A 15,936-nucleotide genomic window follows, 5' to 3' on the forward strand; every position below is an offset into this window, starting at 1 on the left:
CCTCGAGCCGGGCGATGGTCTGGAACTCGGCGCGGAGGCGGGTCGCTTCCTGGTTCGAGATCGAGCCATTGCGGACGCCCGCGTCGATGCGCGCGTCAAGCTGGGCCTGGCGCTGGTTGATGTTGGTCCAGCCGCCGTCGCTGTCCTGGCGTTCAAGCCTGATCCGCATGCTGAGGGCGTCGAAGCGACGGTCCAGATCGGCCCGCTCCCGCACCGACAGGCCGCCGGCGCTGTACCGGCGCTCAAGGGTGATCAGCGAAGAAAGTTCGCGACGCAGGACGCCGGCTTCCGAGCGGGTCAGCGTCCTCTGCTGTTCGCCCTGGCTGATGCGACGCTCCAGCCACGCCTGACGCCGGGAGATCGAGACCCACTGGCCTTGCGAGCCGTAGCCCCAGCCCTGCTCGCCGAAGCGCGGATCCGTGCGGGGGTCGCCATAGCCGCGCTCGCCCCAGACCGGGTAGCGCGCGCCGGGTTCATAGAGGGTCTGGTCGCTGCCGCCGAGCAGCGCCCCGGCGATGATGCCGACGATCGCGCCGACGGCGGCCTGGCCGGACGAACGCGGCTCGATGTAGGACCCGGCGCTGCCCTGGGCGCCGACACAGGACAGGACGCCGTCACGATTGGCGATGTCGCTGCGGCAGTGCGGATAGTAGATCGAGCTCCAGCGCCAGCGACCGTCGTTGGCGCGGCAGACGGCGGTCACATAGCCGCTGTTCAGGGTTTCGATGTCCTGGCACGAGCCCGAGAGGCTCTGGGCCGGGGAGGCGCGGTACTGGGCCTGCGCCGGAACGGCGGTCAGTGCCAACGCGCTGGCGGCCAGGAAGGCCATGGTGTTGAATTTCGTCATAACGGTCTCTTTGCGAGAAGGCGCCGGATACCAGCGTCGAGGGGGTCACATGCCGGCCGGAGCCGCGTGGCGCGGCAGTGTCGGTTCGTGGCTGCCTCGGAAACGGCCCTGCGCGGCATAGGTTGCGCGCCAGTAGAGAAACAGGTTCGAGCGGTCGTTCACCGCCGGTTCAGGTCATCGCGTCAATCGGTTCCATGCATCGACAAGGGTTGCGGCCCGGCGATCACCTGTCGGTGCTTCGGACGACGGGCCCGGCGAGCGACACGCCTTCGTCGCCCTGTCGGACGTCAGTCGCCCGGGGCGTAGCGCAGGAACTGCACCCGGGCGGCCCCGTAGTCGCGCGCGTCCAGCGTCTCGAAGCCGGGGGGAGCCAGGTCGATCTCGTCGCTGGCCCGTTCGACCATCAGCACGGCGCCGGGCTTGAGCCAGCCGCCGCTCGCCAGCCCGGCCAGGGCCGGTTCGCAGAGGCCCTTGCGATAGGGCGGGTCGAGGAAGGCCAGGTCGAACGGCTCACCCGCGCTCGCCGGGCGCTGGCCCAGGTCGGTCGCGTCGCGGCGGTGAATGCGGGTGGCCCCGAACAGACCCAGCGCGTCGATGTTCTCGCGGATCGCGCCGCGCGCCGCTTCGTCGGTCTCGACGAACAGGCAGAAGGCCGCGCCGCGCGACACAGCCTCGAACCCCAGCGCGCCGGACCCGGCGAACAGATCGATGACCCGCGCGCCGGGCAGGTCGCCGGCCCAGGGGGCGTGCTCGAGGATGTTGAACACCGCCTGCCGCGCCCGGTCGCTTGTCGGACGGGTCGCCTCGCCCGGCGGGGTCTTGAGAGGCCGCCCGCGATGGGCGCCGGACACGATACGCACGCTTCAGCTCCAGCGAAGCGGGGGCGCTTCGGCCTTCAGCGATAGCAGCGCGGTCCGCAGCCCGTCCATGAATTCGCCGCGCTTGCCCTCCCAGTGGACGGGCGGTCCGATCAGCACGGCGCAGTTCAGCGGCACGGGGATCACCTCGCCCTTGGGCAGAACGCGGCCGGCGCCCTGGATCCACACCGGCGTCACGGGGGCGTCAGGAAAGGCTTCTGCCAGCCGGGCGACGCCGCTCTTGAGCGCCGCCATCTCGTCGGAGGCGTCGCCGCGCGTGCCTTCCGGGAAGACCACGATGATGTCGCCGGCCGCCAGGGCCTCGCGGGCCGGGGCAAGCACATCCTCGCCGGTCCCGGCCTTGCCGCGCGCGATGGGCACGATGCCGATCAGGTTGCGCGAGAACCAGCCGATCACCGGATCCCGCAGAAAGTAGTCGGACGCCGCCGCCGGCCGCACCCGCATCACCGCCCGACTGGGGAAGATACTCAGCAGAAGCAGGGTGTCCATGTGGCTGTTGTGGTTGGCCGCGACGATGGCCGGGCCCTTCAGCGGCAGGTGCTCGCGCCCGCTCACGTCGGCCCCGGTGAGGAATCGCGCGATCGGCCGGACGATCAGCAACAGAAGCAGCCAGCGAACCCAGGTCACGACGCGTCCCCTCAGAACTTCGCCAGCGAGAACCAGGCGAGGAGGTGGAAGTACAACGGCGCGGTGAAGGTAAGGCTGTCAATCCGGTCGAGGATGCCGCCGTGACCGGGGATCAGGTGCGATGTGTCCTTGACCCCGATGTCGCGCTTGATCGCGCTCATCGTCACATCGCCCGCGAAGCCGGAGACCGGCAGCACGACGGCGAGGGTGGCGAGGCCGACGCCGCCGAGCGGCAGGAACAGCGGCCCGACGAACCAGATCAGCGCCGCGGTGCTGGCCCATCCGCCGAGGAAGCCCTCCCAGGTCTTGTTGGGGCTGACCTTGGGGATGATCTTGTTGCGCCCGAACAGCTTGCCCCAGACATACTGCGCCACGTCGTTGAACTCGGTGGCGACCAGCAGGAAGAACACCAGACCCGCCGCGCCCGCCGGCGCCTGGTCCGCCGGGGTCCGCATCAGAAAGGCCGCGTAGCCGATGTTGTAGACGCAGGTCATCAGCCCCCAGTGGAACAGGGCGACGCTCGACAGATAGCCCTTCGTCTGGCCGATCACCGCCATCAGCCAGGGCAGGATCAGGAAGGCGTAGACCGGGATGATGACGAGGTAGATGCCGTAGATGTCGGCGGCGACGAAGGCGTAGCTGACCGGGATGGTCAGATAGCAGCCGAGGATGATCAGCCGGTCCTCGCGCCGCGTCGGGGCCAGCGACAGGAACTCGCGCAGGGCGATGAACGACACCACGGCGAACAGCGCCAGGGTCGCCTGCCATCCCGCCAGCAGTGCGGCGGCCAGCAACAGGACCATCACCCACCAGCTCGACATCCGCTGGCGCAGTTCGCGGTAGTCCTTCGACGGGCGGGCCACGGTCAGCACCGCCGCCACCAGGCTTCCGAGCACGAGCAGGGCGAAGATCCCGCCCAGACCCCACAGCAGCGACATCGGCTGGGCGTTGTGAAAGTCGACGATCAGCCGGATGATATCCATGGTCAGGTCCTGATCCGGCCGGCCCCCGAAGGGCGCGCCGGGGAGACCTTGCCGTGCGGAGCGATCCGGTCAAGGCTTCGCGCATGCAGAGGTTGCTCCGGTCCAGTCTGGTCCATGTCGCGTTCGGCTTCCTGCTGATGGGCGGCTGGGCCCTGTTCGCCAATCGCGCGCACGGTCTGGGCGCCGCCTGGCTGCCCGCGCTGGCCCAGGGGACGCTGTCCGGCGCCCTGACCGGAGCGCTCAAGAAGACGCTGGAGGCGCTGGATGGCCGGCTCGGCGGTCTCTTCGCCTACATGATCCCGCCCGCGGTGACGGCCGGCTCGATTCTCGTGCTGCTGGTGCTCGTTCATACGCTGATCGGCACGCCCGAGCTCCTTGCGACCATCGCCTTTCCGTGGAGCGTCTCGACCCTCTACGCCATCGTTTACAACGCCGGCCTGGTCCGGGCCCGCCGGAGCGCCGCATGACCGAGACCCCCGAGAACCGTCGTCCGCTGAAGACCCGGTCGAAAGCCTGGGCCGGCGCGCTCGCAGCGCGGCTTGGACGGGCGCGGATCAGCCCCGACATCATCTCGCTGTTCTCGGTCGTCTTCGCCGTGCTCGGGGCGGGGCTTCTGATGATCAGCGGGCTGGAGGACCAGGCCGGGCTGCGCGCCGCCTGCCTGATCGGCGCGGCGATCTGCATCCAGCTGCGACTGCTGGCCAACATGCTCGACGGGATGGTCGCGGTCGAGCATGGCCTCGGCTCCAGCGCGGGGGCGATCTGGAACGAGCTGCCCGACCGGGTCGCCGACGCCCTGTTCCTCGTCGGCGCGGGCTATGGGGCCTGGGCGATGGGGCTGACGGCCGGCTCCTGGCTGGGCTGGCTGGCGGCGTTGCTGGCGGTGATGACGGCCTATGTCCGCGAGCTCGGGCGCGGCCTCGACTTTCCCGCCGACTTCTCCGGCCCGATGGCCAAGCCCCACCGCATGTTCGCCCTGACGGTCGCCTGCGTGGTCAGCGCGCTGGAGCCGCTGTGGGGCGGGCAGGGGCAGGTGCTGATGATCGGCCTTGGGGTGATCGCGGCGGGTACCGTCTGGACCCTGATCCGCCGGACCCGGACCCTGGCCCTGCGCCTGGAAGAGCGGCAGTCGGAGCAGGAACGCACGCGATAGTCCTCCTCCTGTCGCGGGAGAAGGGCTCTATTTGCGCTTCGCCGGACCGCCGCTGCGAGGGCCTTTGGGGGCCGCTGTCGGACGCGGTCCGCGCGGTCCCGCGGGCTTCGCCGCGCCCGTGGGTTTGGCGTAGGTCCGCGGCCTGTCGGCTCCGGCCGCCCGCGCCGCCTTGGGCGTTTCGCTCCAGTGCTTCTTCGCACCGGCCTTCGCCGCCGGCGCCGCCTTCTTCGGCGTGCGCAGGCCGCCGGGCTTCCTCGGCTTGGCCTTGGCCCAGCCGGGCTTCTTCGCCTGACGTTCGCCCTTCAGCTCGCCGCTCTCCTGACCGGGACGCAGCGCGTTCCGATGCGGCTTCGCCGCGGGCGCCGCGCCGCCGACGCCGTCTTCCGCGCCGCTGCGGCGACCCGCTGACAGGGCGGCCCTGAACTGCACCGCAGCGCCGGTCGGCATGTTGGCGGCGGGGATGAAGTCGGCCAGCAGTTCGCGGATCACCCGCGGCCCGACCTCCTCGACCTCGCCGGCCGCCAGCGTGCCCAGCGAAAACGGCCCGTAGCTGAGGCGCAGCAGGCGGTTCACCTTCAACCCGATGGCTTCGAGTACGCGGCGGACCTCGCGGTTCTTGCCTTCGGACAGGGTGACCGTGATCCAGACGTTGCGCGCGCCGTCCCGGTCGCCCGTGGCCTTGTCGAGGTTGGCGTCGATCGCCCCGTAGCGCACGCCCTCGACGGTGATGCCGTTCTTCAGCGTGTCGAGCTTCTCCTGGGTCGTGTAGCCGAAGGCGCGCGCCCGGTAGCGGCGCACCCAGCCGCTCGACGGCAGCTCCAGCGCCCGCGACAGCTCCCCGTCGTTGGTCAGCAGCAGCAGGCCTTCGGAATTGATGTCCAGCCGCCCGATGGAGATGACGCGCGGCAGGCCCTCGGGCAGGGCGTCGAACACCGTCGGCCGGCCGGCCGGGTCGTTGTGGCTGGTCAGCAGGCCGACCGGCTTGTGGTAGCGGAAGACACGGGTCGGCTCCTTGCCGCCGACCACCTCGCCGTCGACGGTGACGATGTCGCCGGGCTCGACCTTTACGGCCGGCGTGGTCAGGGTCTGGCCGTTGATCGCCACGCGGCCTTCCTCGATCAGCCGCTCGACTTCGCGGCGCGAGGCGACCCCGGCCCTGGCCAGGACCTTGGCGACGCGATCATTCTGTTGGGAAGAATCCTGTGCAGTCATGTGACCGGCTCCGTTAGAAGGCTGTGTCGCCTCCCGGCGATACCCGGCCCTTTAAGCACGGAAACGGCCCCCTGACGACCTTGAGCGATCACGACGCGATGCAGATCGCCCTCGCCGAGGCGCGGGACGCCGCCGCGCGCGGCGAAACGCCCGTCGGCGCAGTGATTCTGGATCCGGCGACAGGGGTGGTGCTGGCGCGCGCAGGCAATGGTCCCATCGGCGCCCATGACCCGACCGCGCACGCCGAGATCGTGGCGATGCGGCGCGCGGCGGCGAGCCTCGGCAACTACCGCCTGACCGGCCTGACGCTGGTGGTCACGCTGGAGCCCTGCGCCATGTGCGCCGGCGCGATCAGTCACGCGCGCATCGGCCGGGTCGTGTTCGGCGCCGACGACCCCAAGGGCGGGGCTGTGATCCATGGAGCCCGCTTCTTCGATCAGCCGACCTGCCACTGGCGGCCGGAGGTCGCCGGGGGCGTGCTGGCGGACGAAAGCGCCGACCTGCTGCGCGGCTTCTTCCGGGCCCGGCGCGGGAAGTGACGTCCGGGACTGATCGGAGCACACTGCCCCGGACGCCGGAGGCATCGTCATGAAGACCATCGCATTCGTCGTGCTGTTGTTGACCGCCTCGCCCGCCGTGGCCGGAGAGGCGTCGAAGGTCGAGGACCTCGCCTGGATGGCCGGCAGCTGGACGCAGGAGGCGGGCGGCAAGGTCGTTCGCGAAACCTGGTTGCCGCCTGTCCAGGGGGCCATGGCGGGCGTCACCCAGACCCACCGCCCGGGCAAACCCGCCTCGACCGAGTTCAGCACAATCACCACCGGGTCCGCAGGCGTGACCTTCACCGCCTATGTCGCCGGCCAGGCTCCGACGGCCTTCGTGCTCCGGCCGGGCGCGCCGGGCGAGGCGGTGTTCGAGAACCCAGATCACGACTTCCCGCAGCGGGTGATCTACCGGAAATGCGGCGAGGATCTCTGCGCGCGGATCGAGGGCGCGATCAACGGCCAGACACAGGGCATGGACTGGCGCTACCGCCGCGTCCCCTAACCGGCCAGGCGCAGGCCCTCCGGCGTTGACCGCAGCGGCGTACTCTCGATGATCAGGTGCAACGGCGGGAAGTCGGGCGAAGGCTCGACAGCCCGTACGCCGTCCGCCGTGACCTGACTTAACTGTCCGGGCATGTCGTCGACCACCAGCCGGCCGGCCAGCACCGAACGCAGGTCAGAGTCGTGCAGGGCGGTGAAACAGGTTGCGGCGGCCTCGTCGCCCTGAAGCAGGGCGAGCGTGACCGCCTCCTGGCGCAGTTCCATCGCAAGGGGGATCAGTTCGTCCGGATCGATGCTGGCGGCGCCCGGGTCGGTCAGAAGGAACACGCCCGCCGCGACTTCGCCGAAGCGACGCGGTCTCGACCATCGGCTCACCAGGAAGGCGGCGGCGACGCGCCGAACCATCAGGCTCGAAGCGCCGCAGCCATCAGCGGCCGGGTCAATCAGGATGCGGAGACAGGCGAGTGCGGTCATGACCACACCCTGGCTCGCGGTAGTTACCAGAAACCCTTGGTTGCGTGTGACGCGTTGTCGCACAATGACTGGTTGCGTCGTCAGGTCGCAGGCCGCGACGCCGGCTAGGTGACGATTTCCTGCAGGCGGAAGTCCAGCCGCTCCTTCACGCCCTGCCAGTCGTAGTCGCAGATCGACAGGACGGCCGTGTCCCGGACATGACCGGTCCAGGTGATCTTGTGGTTGCGCAGGGTGCCTTCCTTCGTGGCGCCCAGCTTCAGCACGGCCGCCTCGCTGCGGGCGTTGCGTTCGTCGATCATGAACTCCACCCGGATCGCGCCGGCGTCGAAGGCCTGGGTCAGCATCAGCCGCTTCGATTCGGGGTTCACCGGACCGGACCGCACGTCCGGATGCAGGAAGGTCGCGCCGATCTCGACGCCCTTGTGCAGGCGACGGATGTTGAGAAAGCTCGAGGTTCCGACGATCCTCTTGTCGGACAGTCGGCGGATCGCGTAGCCGATCCGCTCGCCGCGACCGGTCTCACCCTGCAGCGCGCCCCACCAGTCGCTGAAGCCCTCGCCGCAGCCGTTGACCGACATGATCTCCCAGGCTTCGGGGTCGCAATCGATGGCGCCGCGCAGTTCGTCCCTGTGCTCGGCGGTGATCGGTTCGAGCCGGACGTAGCGGCCTTTGAGGACTTTGGCTTTCAGGTTCATGGCGACAGCTTGCCGAAGGCGAAGGCGGTTGTGAACAGCCTACGAAGATTTAATGTGGCGTCTCAGAAAATTTATGTCTTATATAAAAATATCAACATCACAGCTGGAGCGGCCTCCATGCCGTACGACGCCTCGGACAAGTTTCTTCGCCGGCAGGCCATCTTCCTGCAGGCGGCCGCGACCATCATCGTGGTGGGGACCGTCCTCAACTATCTGCGCACAGGCGAGGTGATCCCCTTCCTGTTCGCCCTGTTCGGGAGCGGTCTCACCCAGCTGGAGATCGACGGTTGCCTCAAGGGGCTGGCCCTGGCGCTGCCCAGCTTCTGCTACGCGGGCGCCGTGCTGGCGGCGGGCGGCATTTTTGGCCGGATCGCCACGGGCGAGATCTTCAGCGCCCGCAACAGCGCGACGCTGGGTGCGGTCGGAGGCTGGCTGTCGATGGGCGCGCTCGTCGCCATGATCGTGACGCCGGCCGTCGTCGACTGGCTCGACCTGGGCGCGCTGCGCTTCCGCACCCAGCCGCAGGACATGCTCATCGCGGTGATCGGCGGCCTGATCCAGATGCTGGGCCTCGTTCACGCCCGGGCGACCGCGTTGCGGTCCGAGCTCGACGAAATCATCTAGGGGGAAATCACATGTCCAACGCCAAGTTGACCGACCAGGCCAAGACCTTCGAAGTGATCGCATGGATCGCGGTGGTGACGCTGGCCCTGCAGTTCCTCGTCTTCCTGAAGCTGTTCACGCTCATTGGTCCGGCGAACGATGCGATCAGGTACGGCGACTGGGCCGGTCTCAGGTTGGCCCTGCCGCCGGTATTGTCGCGGATGGTCGATGTGCTGCCGGCGCTGATCTACCTCAGCGGCGTGCTGGCGGCGGCGCGCATCTTTGGCCGGGTGGCCAGGGGTGAGCTGTTCTCCCGCGCCAACTCCGACGGTCTGGCCGAAGTCGGCTCTTCCCTGCTGTGGGGCGCGGCCGCCAGTGCGGTGATCGTGCCCTGGATCAAGAGCTGGCTGGACGGCGAGTACGGCTTCGCGGGCTTCCATCTCGAGATGGAGACCTGGGTGATCGCCGTGATCGGCGGGGCGATCCTGATCCTCGGCAAGATGATGGCCCAGGCCCGCCGGCTGCAGTCCCAACTCGACGAGATCATTTAGGCCCGTGCCCGTTATCGTCACCCTCGACATCATGCTGGCCCGCCGCAAGATGAAGGCGCGGGATCTGGCCCAGCGTATCGGCCTGTCCGAGACCCAGCTCTCCCTGCTGCGGACCGGCAAGGTGCGGGGGATGCGGTTCGACACCCTGTCCAAGCTCTGCGCGGTTCTGGAGTGCACGCCCGGGGAGTTGCTGGACTACCGGTATGACGAGGGGGACATGGCGGCGGTGGTTGAAGAACCGTAGTCCTCCCCGCTGTGGGGGGAGGATTGGTTTGAAGCTTGCCCCTGACGTCACCCGCCGTTACCTTGCGCTCAAACAACCGTTTGAAAAGGGCAGGGCCGACCCATGGACTTCGATATCTCTCCCAAACAGCGCCAGTTCCTCGACCGCGTCGTCGCGTTCATGGACGAGCACATCGCCCCGGCGATCCCCCGCTACAACGAGGAAATGAACGTCCTCGGCGACGAGCGCTGGAAGGTCGTGCAGGTCGTCGAAGAGCTGAAGGCCAAGGCCAAGGCCGCCGGCCTGTGGAACTTCTTCATGCCGCCGCACAGTGGCCAGACCCATGTGGATGACACCTTCCAGTTCGAAGGCATCCAGCTGACCAACCTCGAATACAGCATGATCGCCGAGCAGATGGGCAAGATCGGCTTCGCGTCCGAGGTGTTCAACTGCTCCGCGCCGGACACCGGCAACATGGAAGTGCTGATGCGTTACGGCACGCTGGAGCAGAAGCATCGCTGGCTGAAGCCGCTGATGAACGGCGAGATCCGCTCGGCCTTCCTGATGACCGAGCCCGACGTCGCCTCCTCGGACGCCACCAACATCGAAACCGACATCCGTCGCGAAGGCGACGAGTACGTCATCAACGGCCGCAAGTGGTGGTCGTCCGGCGTGGGCGATCCGCGCTGCAAGGTGGCGATCGTCATGGGCAAGACCGACCCGACGAACGCCAGCCGTCACGCCCAGCAGTCGCAGGTTCTCGTGCCGCTCGACGCGCCGGGCATCGAGATCGTCCGCATGCTGCCGGTGTTCGGCTACGACGACGCCCCGCACGGCCACGCCGAGGTTCTGCTGAAGAACGTCCGGGTGAAGGTCGAGGACGCGCTGCTGCTCGGCGAGGGCCGCGGCTTCGAGATCGCCCAGGGGCGACTTGGCCCGGGCCGTATCCACCACTGCATGCGCACCATCGGCACGGCGGAAGTCGCGCTGGAAAAGATGTGCAAGCGTCTGATGAGCCGCAAGGCGTTCGGCAAGTACCTGTCCGATCACTCGGTCTGGGAACAGCGCGTCGCCGAAGCCCGCATCGACATCGAGATGTGCCGTCTGCTGTGCCTCAAGGCGGCGGACATGATGGACAAGGCCGGCAACAAGTCGGCCCGTCTGGAGATCGCCATGATCAAGGTGGCGGCGCCCCGCATCGCCCTGAAGATCATCGACGACGCCATCCAGGCCCACGGCGGCGCCGGCGTGACCACCGACTTCGGTCTCGCCTCCGCCTACGCCCACCAGCGCACCCTGCGCCTGGCGGACGGCCCGGACGAAGTCCACTGCCGCACCATCGCCCGCGATGAATTCGGCAAGTACGGCGACCTGAAGATGCAGCAGAAGGCCGAGCGCGAGCGCAGCCTGGAAGTCGCCGGCATCCGCTAGGACGCACGGGGACACTTACCGAGGGTACGTGTCCCCTGATCCAGCTAACCTGATCAGCCCCGCCGGTGGAAACGCCGGCGGGGTTTTTCCTGGCGCGGCGACACCTACCGAAGGCACGTGCCCCTCAGAGCTACTTCGCCTCGACGACGTCCCCGCTCTGGATGGCGCCGGCCGTGAAGGCCCACGGAACCTCGACGCCGGTGAAGGCGACCGGAACACCCACGCAGTCGATCGGTCCAGGTCCGTCGCAGACGTGGAAATGCAGATGCGGCTCGGTCGAGGAGCCTGAGCTTCCCACCTGGCCGATCACCGCGCCGGCCTGGACGGTCTGGCCGGGCTTCACCCGCGCAGAGCCCGGCTTCATGTGGGCGTAGACGCTGAATTCCCCCCACGGATGCCGGATCACGACGTAGTTGCCGGCGAGGAACGCCGATCCCTTGGCCATGCCCTCGGCCTGCCAGGCCTGGACGCGTTCGGCGTAGGCCTCGGTTGTCTCGTCCGGCCGCCGGAACTGCGCCGGATCCTCGATCTGGTCGGAGACCACGGCGACGACCTCGCCGTCCGCGGCGGCCCGAATACTCGCGCCGTAGACGGCGTAGTCGGTGAATTTCACGCCATCGCCCCGGTGGGTCGCGCCTCCGTCGGCCAGACGGACGATGTCGTACGCGAACGCTTCGGGGGGCGCCCAGCGGTGATGGGTGTGCGGGGTCGGCCCGGCCTGGACGTAGAGCCGGCCGGCCAGCGGGAAGATGTAGCGGGCTTGCGGCGGCGTGCTGTCGATCGCGATCGTCGACTGGCCGAGCAGGGTCCCGTCGGCGGCGCGGGCCGTGATGCGCAAGGCGTCCCGCGAACCGGTCCAGGCGAACAGCTGGTTCGTCACCAGCAGGCCCTGTCCGGGCGCCAGCGCCGGGCTGGAAGCCAGCGCCGAGGCGGGCTCGCCCAGGACGTCGCCGAACAGGAAGCCGAGCTGGCCCATCATGCCGGAGGCCTGCAGGCCGGCGCCGCCCTTCGCCGTGCGGTCGAGATCGGCGGCGTGCAGAGTCCGGGTTTCCATGACATCGCCGCCGCGCATCACCTCGAACAGCAGGCTGTCGACGGTGATCGGCGCGGCGCCTGTATTGATGATGGCGGCGTTCGGCAGGAGCAGGCTCTGGACGCCGCGGGCGCTGTCGAGCGGATAGATGTGCAGCGGCGCGTGCGGGAACGTCCTCACCGACGCGGGGGCGGTCTGCGCCTGGGCGGTCCCGGCCAGGGCAAGGGCAAGCAGGAAACTGGCGATGATCGGCGTGCGCATGGACAGCCCTCCAGCGGTTTGTTTCGCGGAAGGAAACACAGGGCGACGCTCGCTGCCGCTTAATTCGCGGTAAGGCGAATCCTCACCCGGAGGTCGGCCTCATCCGCCGCGACGACCCGGTCGGTCACCGCAAGCAGGGAAAGCCCGGCCACGGCCGCGATGACGGCACGCGTCATGGCCGGGCTCCCGGTCACTGCGGATAGACCAGCGCGATGGTCACGGCGCCGCCGTCGGCGGGAACCGTGAACTTCACTTCGTCAAACGTCGGCGCGCGATTGGTCGGCGCCTGGCCGCTCATGCCCCAGCCCTCGGCTGGCATGCCGTTGGCCTGCCGGTCCATGGACCAGTCGTTGTCGGCGTCGTGCAGGACCATCACGGCATAGTCGCCGGGCGCGACGTCCTGGACCGTGAACACCTGGGCGCCCGCTTGGGCGGGGCCCGTGGCGCCGTTGGCGCCCTGCGGCTTCATGAACTGCTCCCGCGTCTGCAGCGAGACCAGCATCTGGCCGCCCTGCGCCTGCACGCCGGTGAGCGTCACCGTCACATCCGCGGCCGCCGCCGCAGTCGCCATACCTGCGCCGATCAGCAGCGTGGCCAGGCTCAATCCAACTCGTGTCATGGGGTGTCTCCTTGTTCCGATAAGGCACTTTAAAAAGCAAAGTGATCTGTCGTCAAGGGTGGGCTTTGCCTCCTCCTTGGGGGGAGGGTGGACGCCTTCAAACGTTGAACACCGGCCCCGCGGTCAGCTGGCGGCTGGCCCAGAAGGGCAGCGACAGGGTCAGTCCCATCAGCACATCCAGCAGCAGGCCCTGGATGCCCGCCGGGTCGGCCTGGCCGTCGAGCACGCTGGACGCCAGCCGGCCGATGGCTGAACCCGCCCACAGCAGCGACAGAGCCAGGGCCATGCTGGCGCCGACCGACGGGTAGTAGCCGAGCAGCCCGGCGGCGCCCGCGTGGGACATCAGCAGCATCGCCCCGAAGCTTCGCGCCGCTGGGAGAGCGCCCGGCGTTCCCTCCAGCGAGGCCAGGCCGCGCTTCGCCAGCGCCTCATGCGGGCGGGCCAGCACATAGCCGCCCAGACCTCCCGCCAGACAGCAGGCGAACACGGCGAGGACGTAGGGAATCAAGGGTCTGCTCCGGACTGTGACGGCCAGGCGGCCCGGTCAGGTCGCTGACCGTCGCGCTGACAGGATCATGCATGGGGGCTCCTCATGCGGCCCCGACCTTATCGGTTAAAATCGGCCGTCGGGAGGGCCTCAATCGCCGGCCGTTCCCTTGACTCGACAGGTCCGCGCACCTAACTGCCCACCGTCGTTGGCACTCGGGGATCAAGACTGCTAACAGCGGCCCCCCGATGGTCGGCGAAGACCATTCAAACAAGCAATTCGCATACGGAGACGACCCGATGAAGTTTCGTCCTCTTGGCGACCGCGTCCTTGTGAAGCGTGTCGAGGAAGAACAGAAGACCAAGGGCGGGATCATCATCCCCGACACGGTCAAGGAAAAGCCGCAGGAAGGCGAAGTGATCGCCGTCGGACCCGGCGCCCGCGACGACGCCGGCAAGGTCCACGCTCTCGACGTGAAGGCGGGCGACCGCATCCTGTTCGGCAAGTGGTCCGGCACCGAAGTGAAGGTGGACGGCGAAGACCTGCTGATCATGAAGGAAAGCGACGTCCTGGGCGTGGTCGAGAAGTAAGACCCTCCGGCGACAGCCGGGACCCGGATACAGCCGCTGACCAGCGCAATTTGACCTGAACCTAGTCCCTCTACGATCTGGACCCCGGCATTCGCCGGGGTGAGCGGATCGAGGGATGCCAAGAAAGAGAGCTCCGAAATGGCCGCTAAAGACGTCTATTTCTCTTCCGACGCGCGCGACCGCATGCTGCGCGGCGTCAACATCCTCGCCAACGCGGTGAAGGTGACCCTCGGCCCCAAGGGCCGCAATGTCGTGATCGAAAAGTCCTTCGGCGCCCCGCGCTCGACCAAGGACGGCGTCTCGGTCGCCAAGGAAATCGAACTGGCTGACCGCTTCGAGAACCTCGGCGCCCAGCTGATCCGCGAAGTCGCTTCCAAGACCAACGACAAGGCCGGCGACGGCACGACGACCGCCACCGTTCTGGCCCAGGCCATCGTGGTCGAAGGTCTGAAATCGGTTGCGGCCGGCATGAACCCGATGGATCTGAAGCGCGGCATCGACAAGGCCGTGATCAAGGTCGTCGAGGAGATCAAGTCGACCTCCAAGAAGGTCTCGGCCAACAGCGAAATCGCCCAGGTCGGCACCATCTCGGCCAACGGCGACGCCGAAGTCGGCGAGATGATCGCCCGCGCCATGGAAAAGGTCGGCAACGAAGGCGTCATCACGGTTGAAGAAGCCAAGACCGCCGAGACCGAACTCGACGTCGTCGAAGGCATGCAGTTCGACCGCGGCTACCTGTCGCCCTACTTCGTGACCAACGCCGAAAAGATGGAAGTGCAGCTCGAAGAGCCGCTCATCCTGCTGTTCGAAAAGAAGCTCTCGGGCCTGCAGCCCCTGCTGCCGGTGCTGGAAGCCGTGGTTCAGTCGGGCCGCCCCCTGCTGATCATCGCCGAGGACATCGAAGGCGAAGCCCTGGCCACGCTGGTGGTCAACAAGCTGCGCGGCGGCCTGCGGGTCGCGGCGGTCAAGGCGCCGGGCTTCGGCGATCGCCGCAAGGCGATGCTGGAAGACCTCGCCATCCTGACCGGCGGTCAGGTGATCAGCGAAGACCTCGGCATCAAGCTCGAGAACGTCACCCTCGAGATGCTCGGCAAGGCCAAGAAGGTCACCATCACCAAGGACGACACCACGATCGTCGACGGCGCTGGCGACAAGGACGGCATTGAAGCCCGCATCGCGCAGATCAAGCGCCAGATCGAAGACACCTCGTCCGACTACGACAAGGAAAAGCTGCAGGAACGTCTGGCCAAGCTGGCCGGCGGCGTTGCGGTCGTTCGCGTCGGCGGCGTGACGGAAGTCGAAGTGAAGGAAAAGAAGGACCGCGTCGACGACGCCCTCAACGCGACCCGCGCGGCCGTGGAAGAAGGCATCGTCCCCGGCGGCGGCATCGCGCTGCTGAAGGCCTCGAAGATCCTCGAAGGCATGATCGGCGACAACGCTGACCAGACCGCGGGCATCGCCATCGTCCGCCGCGCCCTGCAGGCTCCGATCCGTCAGATCGCCGAAAACGCCGGCGTTGAAGGCTCGATCGTCGTCGGCAAGGTGCTGGAAAGCAAGGACGCCGCCTTCGGCTTCAACGCCCAGACGGAAGAGTACGGCGACCTGGTGAAGATGGGCGTCATCGACCCCGCCAAGGTTGTCCGCACGGCTCTGCAGGACGCGGCTTCGGTCGCCGGCCTGCTGATCACCACCGAAGCGGCCATCGTCGAAGCCCCGAAGAAGTCCTCGGGCGGCGGCGCCGGCGGCATGCCCGGCGGCGGTATGGGCGGCATGGGCGACATGGACTTCTAGTCCAGTCGACTTCGCTGAAATGATGAAGGGCGGTTCCGGAAACGGAGCCGCCCTTTTTCTTGTCTGAAGGGCTAGTCCCGCTCTTCCCGCGGCCCGATCAGCATGTGGCCGAGCCAGCTGACGACGCCGACGATGACCGCGCCGAACAGGGCCGGCCAGAAGCCCGCCACGGTGAAGCCGTCCATCAGCCAGGCGGTCAGGCCGATCATCCCGGCGTTCACCACCAGCAGGAACAGGCCCAGGGTGATGAAGGTGATCGGCAGGGTGAAGAAGAACACCACCGGCCGCACCACGGCGTTGACCACGCCGAGCAGCAGGGCGGCGATCACCAGGCTCTGGGTGTCGCTGAACTGGATCCCCTGAACGAACCTCTGCGCCAGCCACAGCCCGGCCATGCCGACCAGGGTGCGCAGGAAAAGTCTGATCAGCAACATC

21 protein-coding genes are annotated in these 15,936 nt (G+C 68.1%); 10 read left to right on the plus strand and 11 right to left on the minus strand.

Translation table 11 applies throughout. The annotated features are described in order from the left end of the window. The 4 genes from AC3WJT_RS04445 to AC3WJT_RS04460 form a co-directional block, all read right to left on the minus strand. The coding region (locus AC3WJT_RS04445; RefSeq protein ID WP_492341854.1) for a hypothetical protein at window positions 1-847 on the minus strand (847 nt) is incomplete at its 3' end. Window positions 848-1,134: 287 nt separating this feature from the next. Next, entirely contained in the window at window positions 1,135-1,707 is a 573-nt protein-coding gene (gene rsmD / locus AC3WJT_RS04450; RefSeq protein WP_492341855.1) for a 16S rRNA (guanine(966)-N(2))-methyltransferase RsmD, read from the minus strand. Window positions 1,708-1,710: 3 nt separating this feature from the next. Continuing rightward, on the minus strand, window positions 1,711-2,352 hold the full coding sequence (locus AC3WJT_RS04455; RefSeq protein ID WP_492341856.1) for a lysophospholipid acyltransferase family protein: 642 nt from the start codon (window positions 2,350-2,352) through the stop codon (window positions 1,711-1,713). An 11-nt stretch (window positions 2,353-2,363) separates the two neighbouring features. Next, window positions 2,364-3,335, minus strand: coding sequence for a phosphatidate cytidylyltransferase (locus AC3WJT_RS04460; RefSeq protein WP_492341857.1), 972 nt, complete (start codon window positions 3,333-3,335; stop codon window positions 2,364-2,366). 83 nt (window positions 3,336-3,418) lie between these two features. On the opposite strand from AC3WJT_RS04460, the gene AC3WJT_RS04465 reads away from it, so the two are divergent. Both AC3WJT_RS04465 and AC3WJT_RS04470 read left to right on the plus strand, forming a co-directional pair. Continuing rightward, complete coding sequence (locus tag AC3WJT_RS04465) at window positions 3,419-3,802, plus strand: hypothetical protein (protein WP_492341858.1); 384 nt, start codon at window positions 3,419-3,421, stop codon at window positions 3,800-3,802. Next, window positions 3,799-4,488, plus strand: a complete 690-nt coding sequence (locus AC3WJT_RS04470; RefSeq protein ID WP_492341859.1) for a CDP-alcohol phosphatidyltransferase family protein — start codon at window positions 3,799-3,801, stop codon at window positions 4,486-4,488. The genes AC3WJT_RS04465 and AC3WJT_RS04470 overlap by 4 nt, the downstream gene beginning before the upstream one ends. A 27-nt stretch (window positions 4,489-4,515) precedes the next feature. Here AC3WJT_RS04470 and AC3WJT_RS04475 read toward each other — a convergent pair whose 3' ends face one another. Next, window positions 4,516-5,700 carry a pseudouridine synthase gene (locus tag AC3WJT_RS04475; RefSeq protein ID WP_492341860.1) on the minus strand — a complete coding sequence of 395 codons (1,185 nt, stop codon included), beginning with the start codon at window positions 5,698-5,700 and terminating at the stop codon, window positions 4,516-4,518. 80 nt (window positions 5,701-5,780) lie between these two features. Here AC3WJT_RS04475 and AC3WJT_RS04480 point away from each other — a divergent pair, with 80 nt between their 5' ends. Together AC3WJT_RS04480 and AC3WJT_RS04485 are read left to right on the plus strand one after the other, a co-directional pair. Continuing rightward, window positions 5,781-6,239, plus strand: a complete 459-nt coding sequence (locus AC3WJT_RS04480; protein WP_492341861.1) for a nucleoside deaminase — start codon at window positions 5,781-5,783, stop codon at window positions 6,237-6,239. Window positions 6,240-6,288: 49 nt separating this feature from the next. Beyond that, window positions 6,289-6,744: a DUF6265 family protein gene (locus AC3WJT_RS04485; RefSeq protein ID WP_492341862.1), complete on the plus strand. Its 456-nt coding sequence runs from the start codon at window positions 6,289-6,291 to the stop codon at window positions 6,742-6,744. Here AC3WJT_RS04485 and AC3WJT_RS04490 read toward each other — a convergent pair. Both AC3WJT_RS04490 and AC3WJT_RS04495 read right to left on the minus strand, forming a co-directional pair. After that, window positions 6,741-7,217 (minus strand): hypothetical protein, encoded by a 477-nt coding sequence (locus tag AC3WJT_RS04490; RefSeq protein ID WP_492341863.1) that lies wholly within the window; start codon window positions 7,215-7,217, stop codon window positions 6,741-6,743. The two genes, AC3WJT_RS04485 and AC3WJT_RS04490, sit on opposite strands and share 4 nt — an antisense overlap. 104 nt (window positions 7,218-7,321) lie before the next feature. After that, on the minus strand, window positions 7,322-7,912 hold the full coding sequence (locus tag AC3WJT_RS04495) for a GNAT family N-acetyltransferase (RefSeq protein WP_492341864.1): 591 nt from the start codon (window positions 7,910-7,912) through the stop codon (window positions 7,322-7,324). 117 nt (window positions 7,913-8,029) lie between these two features. Between AC3WJT_RS04495 and AC3WJT_RS04500 the strand changes: the two genes are divergently transcribed. The 4 genes from AC3WJT_RS04500 (at window position 8,030) to AC3WJT_RS04515 (ending at window position 10,720) form a co-directional block, all read left to right on the plus strand. Continuing rightward, entirely contained in the window at window positions 8,030-8,536 is a 507-nt protein-coding gene (locus AC3WJT_RS04500; RefSeq protein ID WP_492341865.1) for a hypothetical protein, read from the plus strand. 11 nt (window positions 8,537-8,547) lie between these two features. Continuing rightward, window positions 8,548-9,066, plus strand: coding sequence for a DUF2975 domain-containing protein (locus AC3WJT_RS04505; RefSeq protein WP_492341866.1), 519 nt, complete (start codon window positions 8,548-8,550; stop codon window positions 9,064-9,066). 4 nt (window positions 9,067-9,070) lie between these two features. Next, complete coding sequence (locus AC3WJT_RS04510) at window positions 9,071-9,310, plus strand: helix-turn-helix domain-containing protein (RefSeq protein WP_492341867.1); 240 nt, start codon at window positions 9,071-9,073, stop codon at window positions 9,308-9,310. A gap of 102 nt (window positions 9,311-9,412) precedes the next feature. After that, a complete protein-coding gene (locus AC3WJT_RS04515; protein WP_492341868.1) occupies window positions 9,413-10,720 on the plus strand; it encodes an acyl-CoA dehydrogenase family protein in 1,308 nt (435 codons plus the stop codon). A gap of 130 nt (window positions 10,721-10,850) precedes the next feature. Here AC3WJT_RS04515 and AC3WJT_RS04520 read toward each other — a convergent pair whose 3' ends face one another. From AC3WJT_RS04520 to AC3WJT_RS04530, 3 genes are all read right to left on the minus strand, one after another. Further along, the gene (locus AC3WJT_RS04520) at window positions 10,851-12,014 is read right to left on the minus strand and encodes a M23 family metallopeptidase (protein WP_492341869.1); all 1,164 of its coding nucleotides are present in this window, start codon (window positions 12,012-12,014) and stop codon (window positions 10,851-10,853) included. A gap of 190 nt (window positions 12,015-12,204) precedes the next feature. Continuing rightward, window positions 12,205-12,633, minus strand: coding sequence for a DUF2141 domain-containing protein (locus AC3WJT_RS04525; protein ID WP_492341870.1), 429 nt, complete (start codon window positions 12,631-12,633; stop codon window positions 12,205-12,207). 97 nt (window positions 12,634-12,730) lie between these two features. Then, window positions 12,731-13,141, minus strand: coding sequence for a DUF4345 family protein (locus tag AC3WJT_RS04530; protein WP_492341871.1), 411 nt, complete (start codon window positions 13,139-13,141; stop codon window positions 12,731-12,733). 278 nt (window positions 13,142-13,419) lie between these two features. Here AC3WJT_RS04530 and groES point away from each other — a divergent pair, with 278 nt between their 5' ends. Both groES and groL read left to right on the plus strand, forming a co-directional pair. Next, on the plus strand, window positions 13,420-13,710 hold the full coding sequence (gene groES, locus AC3WJT_RS04535) for a co-chaperone GroES (RefSeq protein WP_488900142.1): 291 nt from the start codon (window positions 13,420-13,422) through the stop codon (window positions 13,708-13,710). Between the two features lie 138 nt (window positions 13,711-13,848). Then, window positions 13,849-15,501: a chaperonin GroEL gene (groL, locus tag AC3WJT_RS04540; protein WP_492341872.1), complete on the plus strand. Its 1,653-nt coding sequence runs from the start codon at window positions 13,849-13,851 to the stop codon at window positions 15,499-15,501. Between the two features lie 71 nt (window positions 15,502-15,572). On the opposite strand, the gene AC3WJT_RS04545 is transcribed toward groL, so the two are convergent. Next, the gene (locus tag AC3WJT_RS04545; RefSeq protein ID WP_492341873.1) at window positions 15,573-15,935 is read right to left on the minus strand and encodes a phage holin family protein; all 363 of its coding nucleotides are present in this window, start codon (window positions 15,933-15,935) and stop codon (window positions 15,573-15,575) included. Window position 15,936: the final 1 nt, after the last annotated feature.

The sequence above is a fragment of the Caulobacter sp. FW305-C-30-S16 genome (assembly GCF_058783025.1).

What these genes read in the sequence shown, in the direction of transcription:
- AC3WJT_RS04460 (WP_492341857.1), bottom strand. Translation starts at nt 3,335, where the DNA reads ATGGATATCATCCGGCTGATCGTCGACTTTCACAACGCCCAGCCGATG.
- AC3WJT_RS04465 (WP_492341858.1), top strand. Translation starts at nt 3,419, where the DNA reads ATGCAGAGGTTGCTCCGGTCCAGTCTGGTCCATGTCGCGTTCGGCTTC.
- AC3WJT_RS04470 (WP_492341859.1), top strand. Translation starts at nt 3,799, where the DNA reads ATGACCGAGACCCCCGAGAACCGTCGTCCGCTGAAGACCCGGTCGAAA.
- AC3WJT_RS04475 (WP_492341860.1), bottom strand. Translation starts at nt 5,700, where the DNA reads ATGACTGCACAGGATTCTTCCCAACAGAATGATCGCGTCGCCAAGGTC.
- AC3WJT_RS04485 (WP_492341862.1), top strand. Translation starts at nt 6,289, where the DNA reads ATGAAGACCATCGCATTCGTCGTGCTGTTGTTGACCGCCTCGCCCGCC.
- AC3WJT_RS04490 (WP_492341863.1), bottom strand. Translation starts at nt 7,217, where the DNA reads ATGACCGCACTCGCCTGTCTCCGCATCCTGATTGACCCGGCCGCTGAT.
- AC3WJT_RS04495 (WP_492341864.1), bottom strand. Translation starts at nt 7,912, where the DNA reads ATGAACCTGAAAGCCAAAGTCCTCAAAGGCCGCTACGTCCGGCTCGAA.
- AC3WJT_RS04500 (WP_492341865.1), top strand. Translation starts at nt 8,030, where the DNA reads ATGCCGTACGACGCCTCGGACAAGTTTCTTCGCCGGCAGGCCATCTTC.
- AC3WJT_RS04505 (WP_492341866.1), top strand. Translation starts at nt 8,548, where the DNA reads ATGTCCAACGCCAAGTTGACCGACCAGGCCAAGACCTTCGAAGTGATC.
- AC3WJT_RS04515 (WP_492341868.1), top strand. Translation starts at nt 9,413, where the DNA reads ATGGACTTCGATATCTCTCCCAAACAGCGCCAGTTCCTCGACCGCGTC.
- AC3WJT_RS04520 (WP_492341869.1), bottom strand. Translation starts at nt 12,014, where the DNA reads ATGCGCACGCCGATCATCGCCAGTTTCCTGCTTGCCCTTGCCCTGGCC.
- AC3WJT_RS04525 (WP_492341870.1), bottom strand. Translation starts at nt 12,633, where the DNA reads ATGACACGAGTTGGATTGAGCCTGGCCACGCTGCTGATCGGCGCAGGT.
- groES (WP_488900142.1), top strand. Translation starts at nt 13,420, where the DNA reads ATGAAGTTTCGTCCTCTTGGCGACCGCGTCCTTGTGAAGCGTGTCGAG.
- groL (WP_492341872.1), top strand. Translation starts at nt 13,849, where the DNA reads ATGGCCGCTAAAGACGTCTATTTCTCTTCCGACGCGCGCGACCGCATG.
- AC3WJT_RS04545 (WP_492341873.1), bottom strand. Translation starts at nt 15,935, where the DNA reads ATGTTGCTGATCAGACTTTTCCTGCGCACCCTGGTCGGCATGGCCGGG.